The organism is Chryseobacterium gambrini, assembly GCF_027920505.1.
Taxonomy (GTDB): domain Bacteria; phylum Bacteroidota; class Bacteroidia; order Flavobacteriales; family Weeksellaceae; genus Chryseobacterium; species Chryseobacterium gambrini.
Map to the genome: position 1 here is coordinate 666,148 of NZ_CP115857.1, position 15,228 is coordinate 681,375.

Sequence of the window (15,228 nt, forward strand, 5' to 3'; positions counted from 1 at the left end):
ATTAAGATATCCACTGATCGTCTCCGAAATTCGGTTTTCTTTTTTCAAGGAATGCATTTCTTCCTTCTTTTGCTTCCTCCGTCATGTATGCTAAACGTGTTGCTTCACCTGCGAAAACCTGCTGCCCAACCATTCCGTCGTCTGTAAGATTCATGGCAAATTTCAGCATTCTGATGGAAGTCGGAGATTTTGCAAGAATTTCCTGTGCCCATTCATAAGCTGTATCTTCAAGTTCTGCATGAGGAACCACTTTATTTACCATTCCCATTTCGAAAGCTTCCTGCGCTGAATAATTTCTGCCTAAAAAGAAAATTTCGCGTGCTTTTTTCTGTCCTACCATTTTTGCAAGATAAGCAGATCCGTAACCACCATCGAAACTGGTAACATCGGCATCAGTTTGTTTAAAAATTGCGTGTTCTTCACTCGCTAAAGTTAAATCGCAAACCACATGAAGAGAGTGTCCTCCACCAACAGCCCAACCCGGAACTACCGCGATTACAACTTTTGGCATAAAACGGATGAGACGCTGAACTTCAAGAATATTTAAACGGTGTCTTCCGTCTTCTCCTACATATCCTTGGTGTCCTCTTGCTTTCTGATCTCCACCACTGCAAAATGCCCAGCCTCCGTCTTTAGGACTTGGTCCTTCTCCTGAAAGCAGCACAACACCGATTTTCGGGTCTTCATAAGCATCATAAAAAGCATCGTATAATTCTGAAGTTGTTTTTGGTCTGAAAGCGTTACGAACTTCCGGTCTGTTGAAAGCAATTCTTGCTACCCCATTACATTTTTTGTATGTAATATCTTCGTATTCTTTAGCGGTTTTCCACTCAATCATTTTTGTAAAAATTTTTCTCAAAGATACGGAATTGCAGAGAATTTTAACATTGATTTTTGATGATAATCGTTGGAATTTTGGTTCGGATATTAGCTGTTTTTGATGCTTGAAATTTTTTAATGCAAAGTTTTTTAAACCAAATTAGATAATCAATACATAATGAAGTTCTTTTTCCTCCCGCAGATTTTTGAGATTTGCGCAGATTGACTGAGGATATTTTTACAGGAAAATAGATCATGTTTGCCATTCTGACGAAGCAAGAATCTCAACAATAAAAAATAGATTTTTCACTACAGATGCTTCTTTATGAATAACAGAAATTTAATACTAAATAGACAGTTTTGGCTAAGCCAAATTGGATGATGAATATTTGGAAACTAAAATTATTTTAATGCAAAGCCCATTTTTTTTGAAAAATAAAGTTAAGATTGTTCAATACGCTTCGCTTCTTTCAGAGTGACAGATATCTAATATTACATTACTAAAGCAAGAAAATATTTGTTTCTATTGAATAAAAAAAAACCGCAACAAAAATGTTCCGGTTTATATTTAATGAAAGATCTGAAATTATTTTGCAGGCTGTTTTGCTGCCAATTCAGCTTCTTTAGCTTTCATTTCGTTGTATTTTGCTGTATTCTTGGTGGTGTTGTAAACATCCTTCATTACCTGAATAGCAGTTAGATCCGTTGGCATTGCCTGAAGCCATTTTTCCCCGTAAGGAATTGCTTTTGTAAACCTTTCTTTTCTTGCTTCAATTAATTTTGTAGCATCGTCCGGTTTTGTTTTTCTTAATGCATTGATCTCAGATACAGCTTTTTCATCGTCTCCGATTACAGTGTATACTAAGTTCTGATACGCATTAGCAAAATCAGGCTTTAATTCGATTGCTTTCTGGAAAGATGCGATGGCTTCTGTTGACATTGCAGGATCTTTTGCCTGAAGAACTCCTAAATTGTACCAGTTGGTCGCATCATTAGGGTTTTTAGCCAATTGTTCCTTTAAATTTGCCATGAACTTTTCTGTATTTCCTGATGCATACAGTGCACTTCCCTGATATTCTTTCAGTTTTGAGCTGTTCGGAAATTTAGCCAGTCCTTTTTCAATTAATGCTAAAGCTTCATCGTTTTTCTTTGCATTGATTAATAAAGTCGCTAAAGTTTCATATAAATCCTGCTCAACACTTGGAGACTGTTCCGTTTTAAAATCTGAATAGTCTTTTGATGATGTTTTCTTTAATAATTCCCAGGTATTTTTATCATAACTGGCAATCTGACCTGTTTTGTTGTCTTTTGCCGTATAAGTGGTTTCAACACCTGTATAACCGGAACTGATCAAATCTGTATATATTTTTGTAGCATGAGGAATATCGTTTGCTAACGCATAATTCAATCCTGAGTAATACATATATACTTTATTGTCCTGTCCGTTAGCTTTCAACAAGTTGTAAACTTCCATAAACTTAGGCGCTGCCGCTGCATAGTTTTTTGCATTATAAGCATCCATTGCAACTTTATTAGCTTCCTGAAGTTTAGCGTTAGTATCTTCTTTTTGTCCAAAAACAAAAGCAGATGCCACGATAGTTATCCCTAAAATTAGCTTTTTCATAATCACTATTTTATATTAATTGTACAATATTAATTATTCTTCCGAATCAGAATTCTCAGTTTCCTCTGCCGGATTTTCATTTTCAGCTTGAGGAGCATCAGTATTGTCTTCCTGGTTATCAAATAGCGTTCCTACAACCCCTTCCTCATTTTCTTCAGATTCTTCTTCTACTTCTTTGTCCATTTCTACTTTTGCAATCGCAGCAATCTCGTCATTCTTTTTAAGATTGATCAGTCTTACGCCCTGTGTATTTCTACCCATCACTCTCATTTCGTCCATTCCCATTCTAATGGCAACACCGGACTTGTTAATGATCATCAATCCGTCTTCATCTGTTACATTCTGAATGGCAATAAGATTTCCTGTCTTTTCAGTGATATTCAGCGTGATAACTCCTTTTCCTCCTCTGTTGGTAATTCTATAATCTTCTACCGCTGTTCTCTTACCGTATCCTTTTTCAGATACCACAAGCACTGTTTCTTTCTCCACATCATTTACAACAATCATACCGATTGCTTCATCGTCTTCTTCCATGGCAATACCACGAACTCCGATCGATCCTCTTCCTACTTCTCTTACTTTTTCTTCAGGGAAACGGATACATTTACCGTTTTTCGTTGCAATCATGATCTGCGATGTGCCATTTGTTAAATAAGCACCTAACAATTGGTCATTGTCTCTGATCTCAATTGCATTCACCCCGTTTACTCTAGGTCTTGAATATGCTTCCAGCGAAGTTTTCTTAATGGTTCCGTTTTTCGTTACCATCACAACGCTCATCTGGTTTACATATTCAGAATCTTTTAAGTTATTGGTTCTGATGTAAGCTTTGATTTTATCGTCCGGCTCAATGTTAATTAAGTTCTGTACCGCTCTTCCTTTTGCTGTTTTGGAGCCTTCCGGAATTTCAAATACTCTTAACCAGTAACATCTTCCTTTTTCGGTAAAGAAGAGCATATATTGGTGGTTGGTTGCCGAAACAATATATTCAAGGAAATCTGCATCTCTTGTAGTTGCGGCTTTGTTTCCTACACCGCCTCTGCTCTGGATTTTGTATTCTGATAATGAAGTTCTCTTAATGTATCCTGCGTGTGAAATGGTAAGAACCACAGATTCGTTCGGAATAATATCTTCGATAGACATTTCTCCTCCTGAATAATCGATTTCGGTTCTTCTTTCATCGCCGTATTTTTCTTTTACTTCAGTTAATTCATCCTTGATGATCTGGAATCTTCTGGGTTCGTTTGCCAGAATATCTTCCAAATCTGCAATTTCTTTCATGATTGCATCATACTCATCACGGATCTTGTCAAGCTCCATTCCTGTTAAACGAGCAAGACGTAAATCAAGAATTGCCTGAGCCTGAATTTCAGAAAGCTCGAAAGCTTCGATCAATCCTTCTTTCGCAGCCTGCGGATTGGCAGAGTGACGAATGATTGAAATCGCTTTATCTAAAGAATCCTGAGAACCGATCACCTTCATGAAACCTTCAAGAATATGAGCTCTTTCTTTGGCTTTTCTAAGCTCAAACTGAGTTCTTCTTACGATTACTTCATGTCTGTGCTCTACGAAATGATGAATGATGTCTTTTAAGTTGAGCTGCTCGGGTCTTCCGTGAACCAATGCAATATTGTTTACACTGAAAGAGGTTTGAAGTGATGTATATTTATAAAGTAAGTTCAGGACAACATTCGGAATCGCATCATTTTTCAGTTCATAAACAATACGAAGACCTCTTCTGTCTGACTCGTCTCTGATTTCGTAAATTCCCGGAATTTTCTCTTCTTTTACCAGTTCCGCAGTTCTTGCAATCATCTCCGCTTTGTTCACCTGATAAGGAACTTCGTTTACGATGATTGCATTTCTGTTTCCGATTTCTTCAAAAGCTACTTTTGCTCTCAGAACTACTCTGCCACGACCTGTATGGAACGCATCTCTCACCCCGTCGTATCCGTAGATAATTCCCCCTGTAGGAAAATCCGGAGCTATGATGTGCTGCATTAATTCATCGATCGTAATTTCTCTGTTGTCGATATAAGCGCAGATCGCATCTACAGACTCAGACAAATTGTGCGGAGCCATATTGGTTGCCATCCCTACCGCGATACCGGAAGTTCCGTTAACTAAAAGATTCGGAATTTTTGAAGGTAAAACTGTCGGTTCCTGTAAACTGTCGTCGAAGTTATTCTGAAAATCTACCGTTTCCTTATCCAGATCCGAAAGCACCTCATCAGAGATTTTTTTCAGTCTTGCTTCTGTATAACGCATTGCTGCAGGCGGATCTCCGTCCATGGAACCGAAGTTACCCTGTCCGTCTACCTGCGGATAACGCAAGCTCCAGTCCTGGGCCATTCTTACCATTGCATCATATACAGAGGAGTCTCCGTGCGGGTGATATTTACCTAAAACGTCTCCAACAATTCTCGCAGATTTTAAATACTTTCGATTAGAAAAAACCCCTAATCCATACATACCGTAAAGTACTCTTCTATGAACGGGTTTCAAGCCATCTCTTACATCAGGTAACGCTCTCGAAACGATAACCGACATCGAATAATCGATATAAGATGACTTCATTTCATCAACAATGTTGATAGGAATCAGTCTTTCTCCTTCTTTTTGCATAAACAATTTTATTATAATGATAGTCAGACCCTTAGCTATACGTCTGAAAATTATTTTTTTTGTATTTTTATTAACGGGCTAATTTACGAAAAATTTGCCGATTTTTGCCGTAAAATTTATCTACAGAATCTTAAAAATTCATAAAATATGAGCATATTAAGTATAACTTTCCATTGCACAAAAAATAATCTTGAAAAATGGGAAAATTATATGGATGAGACCCTGGTTTTAATGACGGAAAATCTGATGGACGTTAACCAATATATCCTATCTGAAGTACACAGCGACTATATTGAAGAAGGAAAAAACTACAATCTTCTTCTGATTTTTGACAATGATGAACTTAGGGAAGATTTCATTAAAAGCGAAATGGAGAACATCGCAGAAAGAATTGAAGCAAAATTCGGACAGGAAGTCATGATTTTCAATACTTTTCTGAATCCTAAGAAATCGAGGCTTTAAAAGGTTGAGATTTAGATTTAGGTTGAGATTTAATAAAAGAAGGCTGTATTACTATCGTTACAGCCTTTTTTATGTATATTATTAAAATTCTTTTTTAATAGATTTGCTTTCAAAAATCAAATGTGGTAAGAAAATGAACGATTTGTCAAAGCTTAACATCTGTAAAATAAAAAAGCACTGAAAGTTTTCAATGCTTATACCTTTTATAAATTAACAATAACAACAGGTCTGCTGTGATAGACTCTCTGCGGTCTTGGAGCATAATACGTCCGTCTTACAGGTCTGTAATGATGTTTCTTATAATAACGTTTCGGAGGTCTGTGATAGACCACTGTTCTGTAATGGGGTCTGTGCGGACCATGGTAATAATGTTTTTTAGGACCATGTCCGTGTCCGTGCCCTCGTCCATGACCTCTTTGCAGAGGTGTGGCATTATAGTACGCGAAAGAAAAAACAATCAGGAATAGTCCCAAAATTTTAGTCAGCATCTTCATAAATATATTTTTCAAATTACATCATGAAAAATTACAATCTGAATGCCAATAATTATTTATCATTGCTTTTATGTGAACATTTAAGAAACTTTAGTATTTTTTATGTTAAAAAACAGTCTCACTTCTTCTTTCAAGCATAATAACATCTTTCCACTCACCATTAAGTTTTCCTATTTTCCTTCTTGTTCCCACAATCCTGAAGCCGTTATTCTGATGTGCTTTTAGAGCGCCTTCGTTTTCGGGAAATATATTCACCTGCAATGTCCAGAAGCCGTGATCTTCGCTGTCGAGAATCATCTTTTTTAGCAAAACAGAGCCTAATCCTTTTCCCTGATAATCATTATCGAAATACACACTTACTTCAGCAACTCCTTTGTAGCTTTCTCTTTTGCTAACGGGTTTCAGCGCGCACCAGCCAACAACTTCGTTGTTTTCATTTTCCAAAACCCAGCGGCAGTCATTATAATAATCCATATTCCATGCTTCGGCAGTCGGAACGGTTGTTTCGAAGGTTGATTTTCCGCCTTCGATTCCCTGTCTGAAAATTTCTAAAACTCTGGCTTCATCTTTCGGAAGCATTTCTCTAAGCTCGTAGTTCATGGCTAATGATATTTTCGTTTGTTTTTTCTTTTAATTCTGGAATAATGGGTCTGTTTGCTTTTGTTATCCTCAGAAACCACACTGATGTTTCCATCCACTTCCAGTACAGCAAGTCTTACCTCATCGAAACCTCCGACACCGTGTTCTCTCACTGCTTCTTCCAGTTCATCGGAAGTTATTTTTACTTTATTTAAAGCTTTTTCATCTACTACTCCATCTTTAATAAGGATAACGGGATCTTCTTCCATGAAGCTTTTAAAAGCAGGACTTCTGAACATGAATCTTTTTAAGGTAAAATTAGCCGCAAAAAGAACCAGAGCAGCAATTAAACCTCCCTGAAGCGAGGTGTCCTGTCCTACCATGGCATTCTGAACAGCATTGGAAATCAGGAGCAGCAGAACAACATCTCCCGCGTTAAGCTGCGAAAGCTGATTCTTCCCGAAAACACGGATTCCGATCACCATGAAAAGATAAACACAGAGAGAACGCAGAACAACATCTAAAATGGGATTCACAACAGTTTTTATTATACTGTCAAATGTATAAATTTTTACCGTCTGTTTGAGAAGCTGGAAATAAAAAGTTTAGATTTACTCAAAGGGCATTTGCTGAAGCTGTTAAAACAAAAAGGTAGAAAACTCTATGGAATTTATCTGTTAGAAATCTTATCGCAAGATGTTCGGCGTTCCGTAGGAACGCTATCTTAAGAACGTTCATTTTACAAGTCTTTTGAAGAACAAAAATTGCTCGATTAAAAAAAAATCAATAGACTCAGCTATCATTTGCTGAGAAGAACGCCGTTGCGAACAAAAAATATTTTCAATGATTTCAAAATAACTTTTGCGAACTTAGTGTTAAAAATTTTTGAAGTATAAAAAAACCGCCTTCTAAAAAGCGGTCTGAATTGTTAAGGACATTGTGAGATCTGAGCTTCACTGCAAACAAGCTTGTTGATTCTTTCGCAGAAAACGCAGTATTGTTTCGGCTGTCCACCGTTTACTGATTTCAGATCTGTCTTGTTTAGCTTCTTCAAATTTTTCATATTGTTTTAATTTTGCTGATTTAAATTTATAACGAATATTTTTCGTAGTTATTACAAATTTATATTTAAAATTTTCATTATTTACACCTAAAATAAAAAAGCCATACAGGAGTTGTATGGCTCAGTATAAAAGATTTTATGAATGTTATCTGTTGTTAATATCCACTCTTACAGGCATGACGTAGGTTGAAGCAATCATATTTTCGTTTAATTTTTTGCTGTCTACTCTGTAATGAAGTTTGCTTAAAACGTTTTCAATTTCTTTGCTTACGTTCTTGCAGTCTCCTTTAGAATGAACATTTACAATTTTTCCGTTTTCTGCAATATCAAATTTCACTTCCGAGTTTACAATTCCCTGCTTATAATCCTGATTGGTAAAGTCAAAATTCGCCATCAATAGATTTCTTATTTCATTGAAAGCATCATTCTTATTCAACTGTACTTCCTGAATGGTATTGTTGTTTGCTGTCTGTGCTTTTGCCATGTTCATTACTGTTGCAAATCCACAAACGAAAACTGAAGCGATTAATATCTGAATTTTATTTTTCATAACTCTTTGGTTTTAAATGTTATATTAAACTTATTTACTATTTCTTTACCAAAGATATATAAAATAATTTACAATAATTTCACATTGAGTTAACATTGAGTTAATATTAGAATTTAAATTACTGGTTTTCAGTTGAATAAAATTTAAAAATTTTTGAAAATTTAATATTGGGAGGGGAAAAATGATCACTATTCATCCAAATTCTTTTCAAATCCTTTACTTAGAAACATTTATTTTTAATTTTCCTAACATTTGTTTTTTTTGATATTAATGATTTTCGTTGGTCTATTAAGCACTCAATTATTAACTTTTGAGAATTTATAAATGGTTAAATACCAAAAAAAGAATATAAAGAAAAAACTTACAAAGAGATTTTCAAATTAGAAAAATTCGAAAATATTTGTTAGAATCAGTCTATTAACTAAATAGCAAAGAAAAATTTGAAATAATGTCAATATCAGCAAAATCCATATCTTTTTTAATTTTGCTTTTAGATATTTAAAAATATAAGCACTTATTAAAGAAAATAATAGAAAATAGAGGAGCCAATAAATTGAAATTCTGAAAACACCAAAACCAAGAGTCCCTTCAGTTTCCATTTTTATATATGTAAAATCTTCATATTTGGATCCTGAATAAAAGGAGAGTATAAATTCTTTTGCTGTAAGAATTGAATTAAGTAACAGAAGAATAATAAAATTAAAGATAATTAGTTTTTTCATTTATGTTTAAAATTAGCTTTTAAAAATAAAAAAAGGAATCTGCATTCACAAATTCCTTTATATTATTAAGTTAATATTCTACTACTCCAGCTCCCTCTTCAAAAACTTCCCCGTCAAACTTTTCTTCGATTTCACAATTTCCTCGGGCGTTCCCTGCGCAACGATCTGTCCGCCGTGTTTTCCACCTTCCGGACCAACGTCGATGATATGATCGGCTAATTTGATCACATCCATATTATGCTCGATGATGATGAAAGAGTTTCCTAATTCTACCAACTGGTTAATCGCATCCATTAAGATTTTTACATCTTCAAAATGCAGTCCTGTTGTGGGTTCGTCGAGAATGTATAACGTGTTTCCGGTTTGTCTTTTTGCCAGTTCTGTGGCTAACTTGATGCGCTGTGCTTCTCCTCCAGAAAGCGTGGTCGACTGCTGTCCCAACGTAATATAACCCAAACCGACATCCTGCAGAGTTTTCACCTTCGCAAAAATCTTCGGAATCGGCTGGAAAAATTCCACCGCTTCATCAATCGTCATATCCAATACATCGGAAATCGATTTTCCTTTGTAACGCACTTCAAGAGTTTCCCTGTTGAAACGTTTTCCGTTGCAGGTTTCACAATGAACGTACACATCCGGCAAAAAGTTCATTTCAATCACTTTCAAACCGCCTCCCTGACAAGTTTCGCATCTTCCGCCTTTTACGTTGAAAGAGAATCTTCCCGGTTTGTAACCTCGGATTTTACTTTCCGGCAATTCTGCAAACAGATTTCGGATGTCGGTAAACATTCCGGTGTAGGTTGCAGGATTCGAGCGCGGCGTTCTTCCGATCGGAGTCTGGTCTACATCTACAATTTTATCGATGTGTTCAAGACCTTCAATTTTTTTGTACGGCAAAGGTTCCTGAACCGCCCTGTAAAAATGTTTATTTAAAATCGGATACAATGTTCCGTTGATAAGCGACGATTTTCCGCTTCCCGAAATCCCCGAAACCACAACCAGTTTTCCCAGAGGAATATCCAGCGTTACATTTTTCAGGTTATTTCCGCTTGCTCCTTTTAAAATGATATTTTTTCCGTTTCCTTTACGTCTTTCCGCAGGAACTTCGATTTTTCTTTTTCCGTTAATATACTGCGCCGTAATTGTATCTGCTTTTATCAGATCTTTCGGTTTTCCCTGCCATAGAATTTCTCCGCCAAATTTTCCGGCTCTCGGACCGATATCCAAAACCTCATCGGCTTCCAGAATCATGTCTTTATCATGCTCTACCACCAGAACAGAATTTCCGATATCCCGAAGATTTTTTAAAGAATTAATCAATCTTTCATTGTCTCTCTGGTGCAACCCAATCGAAGGCTCGTCTAAAATATAGAGAACATTCACCAATTGAGAACCGATCTGCGTAGCCAGACGAATTCTTTGGGATTCTCCACCCGAAAGTGTTTTTGAACTTCTGCTCAGGCTTAAATAATCTAAACCAACGTCTAATAAGAATTGAAGCCTTGTTTCAATTTCCTTTAAAATCTCGTGCGCAATGATGGCATTTTTCTCAGAAAATTTATCCTTAACATCAGCAAGCCAGTCTTTTAAATCAATCAAGCTTAAAGCATTTACCTCAGCAATATTCTTTCCGTCGATTTTAAAGCTTAAACTTGAAGGCTGAAGACGGGTTCCCTTACATTCCGGACAGGTTTCTTCCGTGGTGAAATGTCTTTCCAGCAGAATCGCTTCGTAAGATTCCCTTTCTTCGATAATTTCTTCCATGAAAGGAATCAGACCGTCAAAGCTGATTTTGATTTTCTTGGTAATTCCGGCGTATTTTAAATCTTTGTTGAATTCTTTATGACAGCCGTTATAAATATAGTCTAACGCTTCTTCCGGAATATCCTGAATCGGAGTTGCCATTCCCAATCCGAAAATTTCCAAGATATTTTTGATCTGAGAAAGTACCCATTTATTAGACTTTAAATCTTCCAATGGCAATAAACCTCCCTGATTAATAGATAATTTCGGATTTTCAACAAAATAATCTGTATTGATCTTCTTGATGGTTCCCAAACCTTTACAGCTCGGGCAGCTTCCTTTCGGAGAGTTGAAAGAAAACGTATTCGGTTCCGGCAGAGCCAGTGAATGACCGGTTTCGGCATCCATTAAATTTTTAGAAAAATATTCGATGTCCTTCGTTCCCAGTTTCTGAATTCCGATCAGTCCCTCTCCCATTTCCATCGCCGTACGAAGAGATTTTTCCATTCTCGCTTCGGAAGCAGATTCCCCGATAATCCAGCGGTCAATGACGATGTCGATATCGTGGGTTTTATAACGGTCGAGTTTCAGATCATATTCAATATCCTGCAGTTCACCGTCTATTCTTGCCTGTCCGTATCCTTTTTTTGCCATCTGCACAAAAAGTTCGTGGTAATGTCCTTTTCTGGATCTTACCACAGGCGCCATCAGCATGATTTTTTCGCCTTTGTAATTTTCTTTGATGGTTTCTAAAATTTGTTCTTCGGTGTAGCTTACCAGTTTTTTTCCTGTGGTTTGAGAATACGCATCAGAAACTCTGGCAAACAAAAGACGAAGGAAATCGTACAGTTCCGTTACGGTTCCTACCGTAGAACGCGGGTTTTTGTTTGTGGTTTTCTGTTCGATAGCAATTACAGGAGACAATCCTTCAATTTTATCGACATCGGGACGCTCCAGACCTCCCAAAAACTGTCTTGCGTACGCAGAAAACGTTTCGATATAACGGCGCTGTCCTTCCGCAAAAATCGTATCAAAAGCCAATGAAGATTTTCCGCTTCCCGAAAGTCCTGTAATCACGACCAGCTCGTTGCGAGGAATTTTTACATTGATGTTTTTAAGATTATGTTCACGTGCGCCGTAAACTTCTATATATTCTGTTGATTTACTCATAATTTGGGGTGATTTTACCTGAAAATCACGATGTGCAAAATTACGGAAATTTTGGCAATTTTCAGTGTTAAAAAGTGTTAGTTTATCCTTACAAAAATGATGCGAAATTATTCGGAAGCCATTTGTTTTTTTAATGGTCTTAGAAAATTATTATAACAACTGTACCACAAAAAATTTACTCTTCATGAATCTCTGATCTTTTATTGTAATTTTTCACAATAAAAGATCAGTCTTTTTAAAGCAAAATTTGTTTAAATTAATTTCAGAATCAACGGCAAAAGGGACAAAAGATCATGTTAAAGCGAATTTCTGTAATAATCAAAGCGCTCAAAAGAATAAAAATCAAGGATTTTTAAAAACTATTGTGAGCTTTTTCATTGATAATGATCAGCTTTAAATAAAAAATTTAGTAAATCTTTTGTGACTTTTGCGGTTAAATAAAAGTTTAAACAGACTTGCAGTTTCTGTATGGGAAAGTCAAGCAGATTCTTCAGAATTTTAATTACTTTTACACCGGATAAAGCATTATCATGAACCGACTGCGAGAACATATCGAAGCCATTACACTGCTTACAGACGAAGAGTTTGAATATGTCAAAACTTTTTTCACTTTAAGAAAAGTCCGTAAAAACCAGTTCCTGATCCACGACGGAGACGAAGTAAAATACGAATTTCTTGTTCTTGACGGAATCTATAAGGTGTTTTATATTGATGAAAATGGCAAAGAACACATTCTGCAGTTTGCCAAAAAAGACTGGTGGATGTCCGATTATATAGGATTTTTTAAACAGCAAAATTCCAAAATGTTTATTGAATGCCTGAAAGAAGGTGAAGTGGTAAGTCTTACCCTTGAAGGAAGAAATAAACTGGCAGCAGATCTTCATAAGATGGATCATTTCTTCAGGATTAAATTAACGAACGGTTATATTGCGCTTCAGCAGAGAATTATGATGCTTTTGTCGGGAACACCGCAACAGCGTTACGAAGAATTTGTAAGATTATATCCCGATCTGATTTCGGAAGTTCCTAAAAAATATGTCGCAGAATATCTCGGCGTAAGCAGGGAAACTTTAAGCAGACTGTATTCTAATACCAATAAATAGTTTTTAAATTTTTTATTCGGAAAATCTTAATGGTTCCGTGTCATTCTGATTGAAATTTTGCGAAGCATTATGGAAGGAAGAATCTTTTTGATAATATCCCGCAGATTGTGCAGATTACGCAGATTTTTTTTCAATGTAAATTGTTTATCCTTTCTCGAATGCATTTACAGTATTTTTGTCATTCTGTAAAGATCTATAAGTGACGAAGCAATCTTTTTAAACACTAATGACACTAATCTTTTTGCACAAAGAGCACTAATAAATTAAATACTATATTAAAGACAGACTTTATGCATATTGTTTCAGATATTGAAAAGAATAACTTCCGCCATAGCCCCGATTGAAGAGAAAATCCCGCAATGGAGCGGCGAAGCGAAGCGGAGCCGCGCAATGAGGAATTGTAACGGAAAGCGGGAAAAAGCTCCCAATAAAATCATAAACCAATAGAATAAAATGCAGAAGTGTGATTTGGATCACACTTTTTTTGTGACTTCAGTCCTTCGAACGAAGCATTGGATCGGCATACATTTGCTGTAGAAATTCAAACAATTTCAGAAAGATCAAACAAAATATTTTTAACAAACAAAATTGAATGTCATGAATCCAAAAGTATTAATCGTTGTATCCAACGCAAATTCTATCGGTCCGAACAATAAAAGAACAGGAACTTTCCTGCCTGAAGTGGCGCATCCTTATGCAGAGTTTGAAAATGCAGGTTACCAGATCGATTTTGCCAGTTTAACCGGTGAATCTCCGTTTCTGGATGCTTTAAATTTAGCAGACGATGCTGATAATTTAAAATTTTTAACGGGAAAAGGCTGGGAAGATATGCACAATGCAAAAAAACTTTCTGAGGTAAATACTTCTAATTACGATGCCGTTTTTGTTCCGGGAGGTCTGGCTCCGATGGTGGATATGGCGGAAGCTCCGGAACTTAAAAAAGTACTTGCCGATTTTTATGAAAGCAACCGTGTTGTGGGAGCGGTTTGTCATGGTCCCGTTTCGCTTCTGAATGTAAAATTAAGCGACGGAAGTTATCTGGTAAATGGTAAGAATATTTCTGCATTTAGCACTGCGGAAGAAGAGAGTTATGCAAAAGCGGATGTTGCTTTTGATCTTCAGACTGCCTTAACGGAGCAGGGTGCGATTTTCCATGCAGCAGAACCGTGGTCTGCAAACAGCATTGCCGACGGAAATATCGTGACCGGACAAAATCCGGCTTCTGCAAAAGGTGTAGGAGAAAAAATTGTGGCTCTTTTGGAAGCTAAAAAAGCTTAAGCCATCTTTTGTGCATTTGGGAATGCTTTTGCTTATCTTTATTGGAGATCTTTTTATTGTAAGAGTTAGGCTCTGTTTAAATCTATAATTTATTTTTACCATTAAGGAATTAGCTTATTAGCTTAAAAAACTTAATCGTTATAAATATCGCAAAGGCGCAAAGATTTTATCTGCGATAAAATTAAGCATCAATCCTTATTGAAAATCTTTGATTTTCTTGCGCCTTAAAGATTTGAGATTAATAAAAATCCTGCGTCTTCCAACAAGAATATATTTATTAAAAAGTTTAAACTAATTTCAGAATTAACCACAAAAGGCTCAAAAGATAATCATAAAGCTAATTTTCAGAATAATTAAAGCGCTCAAAAGAATAAAAATCAAAGATTTTTAAAAACTATTGTGATCTTTTTCATTGATAATGATCAACTTTAAATAAAAAATTTAGTAGATCTTTTGTGACTTTTGTGGTTAAATAAAAGTGTAAACAGACTTAATATTCAGGCTGGCTCTTAATGTAATTTCGCGATAAATGAAGCGCAAAGAGAGACAAAAATAATTGTAACAATTTGAAAATAAGATCAACAACAGCATTCCACTTATTTTAGAAATACAGGGATTCAAATAAATAATTAAAAAAATATAAGAAAATGGATAAAAAAGCGGTATATGTGTGTGCCAAATGGCAGGTAAAAGAAGGAAAACTGGGTGTCGTTTTGGATTTGCTGAAACAGGCAGCGGAAAAAAGTTCACAGGAAGAAGGAAATCTTTTCTATAAAGTACATCAAAGCAAATCTGACGATCATACCTTGGTATTGTTTGAAGGATATAAAAATGCCGATGCAGTGGAATTCCATAAAAATTCTGAACATTATCAGAAAGTTGTAGCCGAACAGATTGTTCCTTTACTGGAAAACAGAGAGGTGGTTCTTATGGATCAGTTATTTTAAATAGTAGTTTTTTTTAATGAGTTTCGGGCAAACCAAAGGTTTGCCCGAA

The 15,228-nt window shown here is 36.0% G+C and carries 13 protein-coding genes; 4 read left to right on the forward strand and 9 right to left on the reverse strand.

Going from position 1 to position 15,228, the window contains the following annotated elements:
- Position 1: 1 nt before the first annotated feature.
- The 3 genes from PFY09_RS02955 to gyrA all read right to left on the reverse strand — a co-directional run bounded on the left by PFY09_RS02955 (position 2) and on the right by gyrA (position 5,068).
- Positions 2-838, reverse strand: coding sequence for a 1,4-dihydroxy-2-naphthoyl-CoA synthase (locus tag PFY09_RS02955; protein ID WP_076390536.1), 837 nt, complete (start codon positions 836-838; stop codon positions 2-4).
- A gap of 567 nt (positions 839-1,405) precedes the next feature.
- Positions 1,406-2,443, reverse strand: coding sequence for a tetratricopeptide repeat protein (locus PFY09_RS02960; RefSeq protein ID WP_271161362.1), 1,038 nt, complete (start codon positions 2,441-2,443; stop codon positions 1,406-1,408).
- Between the two features lie 33 nt (positions 2,444-2,476).
- Positions 2,477-5,068, reverse strand: coding sequence for a DNA gyrase subunit A (gyrA, locus tag PFY09_RS02965; protein ID WP_108408654.1), 2,592 nt, complete (start codon positions 5,066-5,068; stop codon positions 2,477-2,479).
- 147 nt (positions 5,069-5,215) lie between these two features.
- Here gyrA and PFY09_RS02970 point away from each other — a divergent pair, with 147 nt between their 5' ends.
- Entirely contained in the window at positions 5,216-5,530 is a 315-nt protein-coding gene (locus tag PFY09_RS02970; protein WP_076390143.1) for a DUF4286 family protein, read from the forward strand.
- 203 nt (positions 5,531-5,733) lie between these two features.
- On the opposite strand, the gene PFY09_RS02975 is transcribed toward PFY09_RS02970, so the two are convergent.
- The 6 genes from PFY09_RS02975 to uvrA form a co-directional block, all read right to left on the reverse strand.
- On the reverse strand, positions 5,734-6,024 hold the full coding sequence (locus tag PFY09_RS02975; protein ID WP_076390142.1) for a hypothetical protein: 291 nt from the start codon (positions 6,022-6,024) through the stop codon (positions 5,734-5,736).
- 105 nt (positions 6,025-6,129) lie between these two features.
- A complete protein-coding gene (locus PFY09_RS02980; protein ID WP_076390141.1) occupies positions 6,130-6,624 on the reverse strand; it encodes a GNAT family N-acetyltransferase in 495 nt (164 codons plus the stop codon).
- 2 nt (positions 6,625-6,626) lie between these two features.
- Positions 6,627-7,139, reverse strand: coding sequence for a DUF421 domain-containing protein (locus PFY09_RS02985; protein WP_076390140.1), 513 nt, complete (start codon positions 7,137-7,139; stop codon positions 6,627-6,629).
- 392 nt (positions 7,140-7,531) lie between these two features.
- Complete coding sequence (locus PFY09_RS02990; protein WP_076390139.1) at positions 7,532-7,666, reverse strand: bacteriocin-like protein; 135 nt, start codon at positions 7,664-7,666, stop codon at positions 7,532-7,534.
- Positions 7,667-7,811: 145 nt separating this feature from the next.
- Positions 7,812-8,216, reverse strand: a complete 405-nt coding sequence (locus PFY09_RS02995; protein WP_076390138.1) for a hypothetical protein — start codon at positions 8,214-8,216, stop codon at positions 7,812-7,814.
- A gap of 803 nt (positions 8,217-9,019) precedes the next feature.
- Entirely contained in the window at positions 9,020-11,851 is a 2,832-nt protein-coding gene (uvrA, locus tag PFY09_RS03000) for an excinuclease ABC subunit UvrA (RefSeq protein ID WP_076390136.1), read from the reverse strand.
- A 530-nt stretch (positions 11,852-12,381) separates the two neighbouring features.
- Between uvrA and PFY09_RS03005 the strand changes: the two genes are divergently transcribed.
- The 3 genes from PFY09_RS03005 to PFY09_RS03015 all read left to right on the forward strand — a co-directional run bounded on the left by PFY09_RS03005 (position 12,382) and on the right by PFY09_RS03015 (position 15,179).
- Positions 12,382-12,954: a Crp/Fnr family transcriptional regulator gene (locus PFY09_RS03005; protein ID WP_076390135.1), complete on the forward strand. Its 573-nt coding sequence runs from the start codon at positions 12,382-12,384 to the stop codon at positions 12,952-12,954.
- A gap of 597 nt (positions 12,955-13,551) precedes the next feature.
- The gene (locus tag PFY09_RS03010) at positions 13,552-14,232 is read left to right on the forward strand and encodes a type 1 glutamine amidotransferase domain-containing protein (protein WP_076390134.1); all 681 of its coding nucleotides are present in this window, start codon (positions 13,552-13,554) and stop codon (positions 14,230-14,232) included.
- 647 nt (positions 14,233-14,879) lie between these two features.
- On the forward strand, positions 14,880-15,179 hold the full coding sequence (locus PFY09_RS03015) for a putative quinol monooxygenase (RefSeq protein ID WP_271161363.1): 300 nt from the start codon (positions 14,880-14,882) through the stop codon (positions 15,177-15,179).
- Positions 15,180-15,228: the final 49 nt, after the last annotated feature.

Coding starts and splice junctions, on each gene's coding strand:
- PFY09_RS02955 (WP_076390536.1), bottom strand. CDS start 838: ATGATTGAGTGGAAAACCGCTAAAGAATACGAAGATATTACATACAAA.
- PFY09_RS02960 (WP_271161362.1), bottom strand. CDS start 2,443: ATGAAAAAGCTAATTTTAGGGATAACTATCGTGGCATCTGCTTTTGTT.
- gyrA (WP_108408654.1), bottom strand. CDS start 5,068: ATGCAAAAAGAAGGAGAAAGACTGATTCCTATCAACATTGTTGATGAA.
- PFY09_RS02970 (WP_076390143.1), top strand. CDS start 5,216: ATGAGCATATTAAGTATAACTTTCCATTGCACAAAAAATAATCTTGAA.
- PFY09_RS02975 (WP_076390142.1), bottom strand. CDS start 6,024: ATGAAGATGCTGACTAAAATTTTGGGACTATTCCTGATTGTTTTTTCT.
- PFY09_RS02980 (WP_076390141.1), bottom strand. CDS start 6,624: ATGAACTACGAGCTTAGAGAAATGCTTCCGAAAGATGAAGCCAGAGTT.
- PFY09_RS02990 (WP_076390139.1), bottom strand. CDS start 7,666: ATGAAAAATTTGAAGAAGCTAAACAAGACAGATCTGAAATCAGTAAAC.
- PFY09_RS02995 (WP_076390138.1), bottom strand. CDS start 8,216: ATGAAAAATAAAATTCAGATATTAATCGCTTCAGTTTTCGTTTGTGGA.
- uvrA (WP_076390136.1), bottom strand. CDS start 11,851: ATGAGTAAATCAACAGAATATATAGAAGTTTACGGCGCACGTGAACAT.
- PFY09_RS03005 (WP_076390135.1), top strand. CDS start 12,382: ATGAACCGACTGCGAGAACATATCGAAGCCATTACACTGCTTACAGAC.
- PFY09_RS03010 (WP_076390134.1), top strand. CDS start 13,552: ATGAATCCAAAAGTATTAATCGTTGTATCCAACGCAAATTCTATCGGT.
- PFY09_RS03015 (WP_271161363.1), top strand. CDS start 14,880: ATGGATAAAAAAGCGGTATATGTGTGTGCCAAATGGCAGGTAAAAGAA.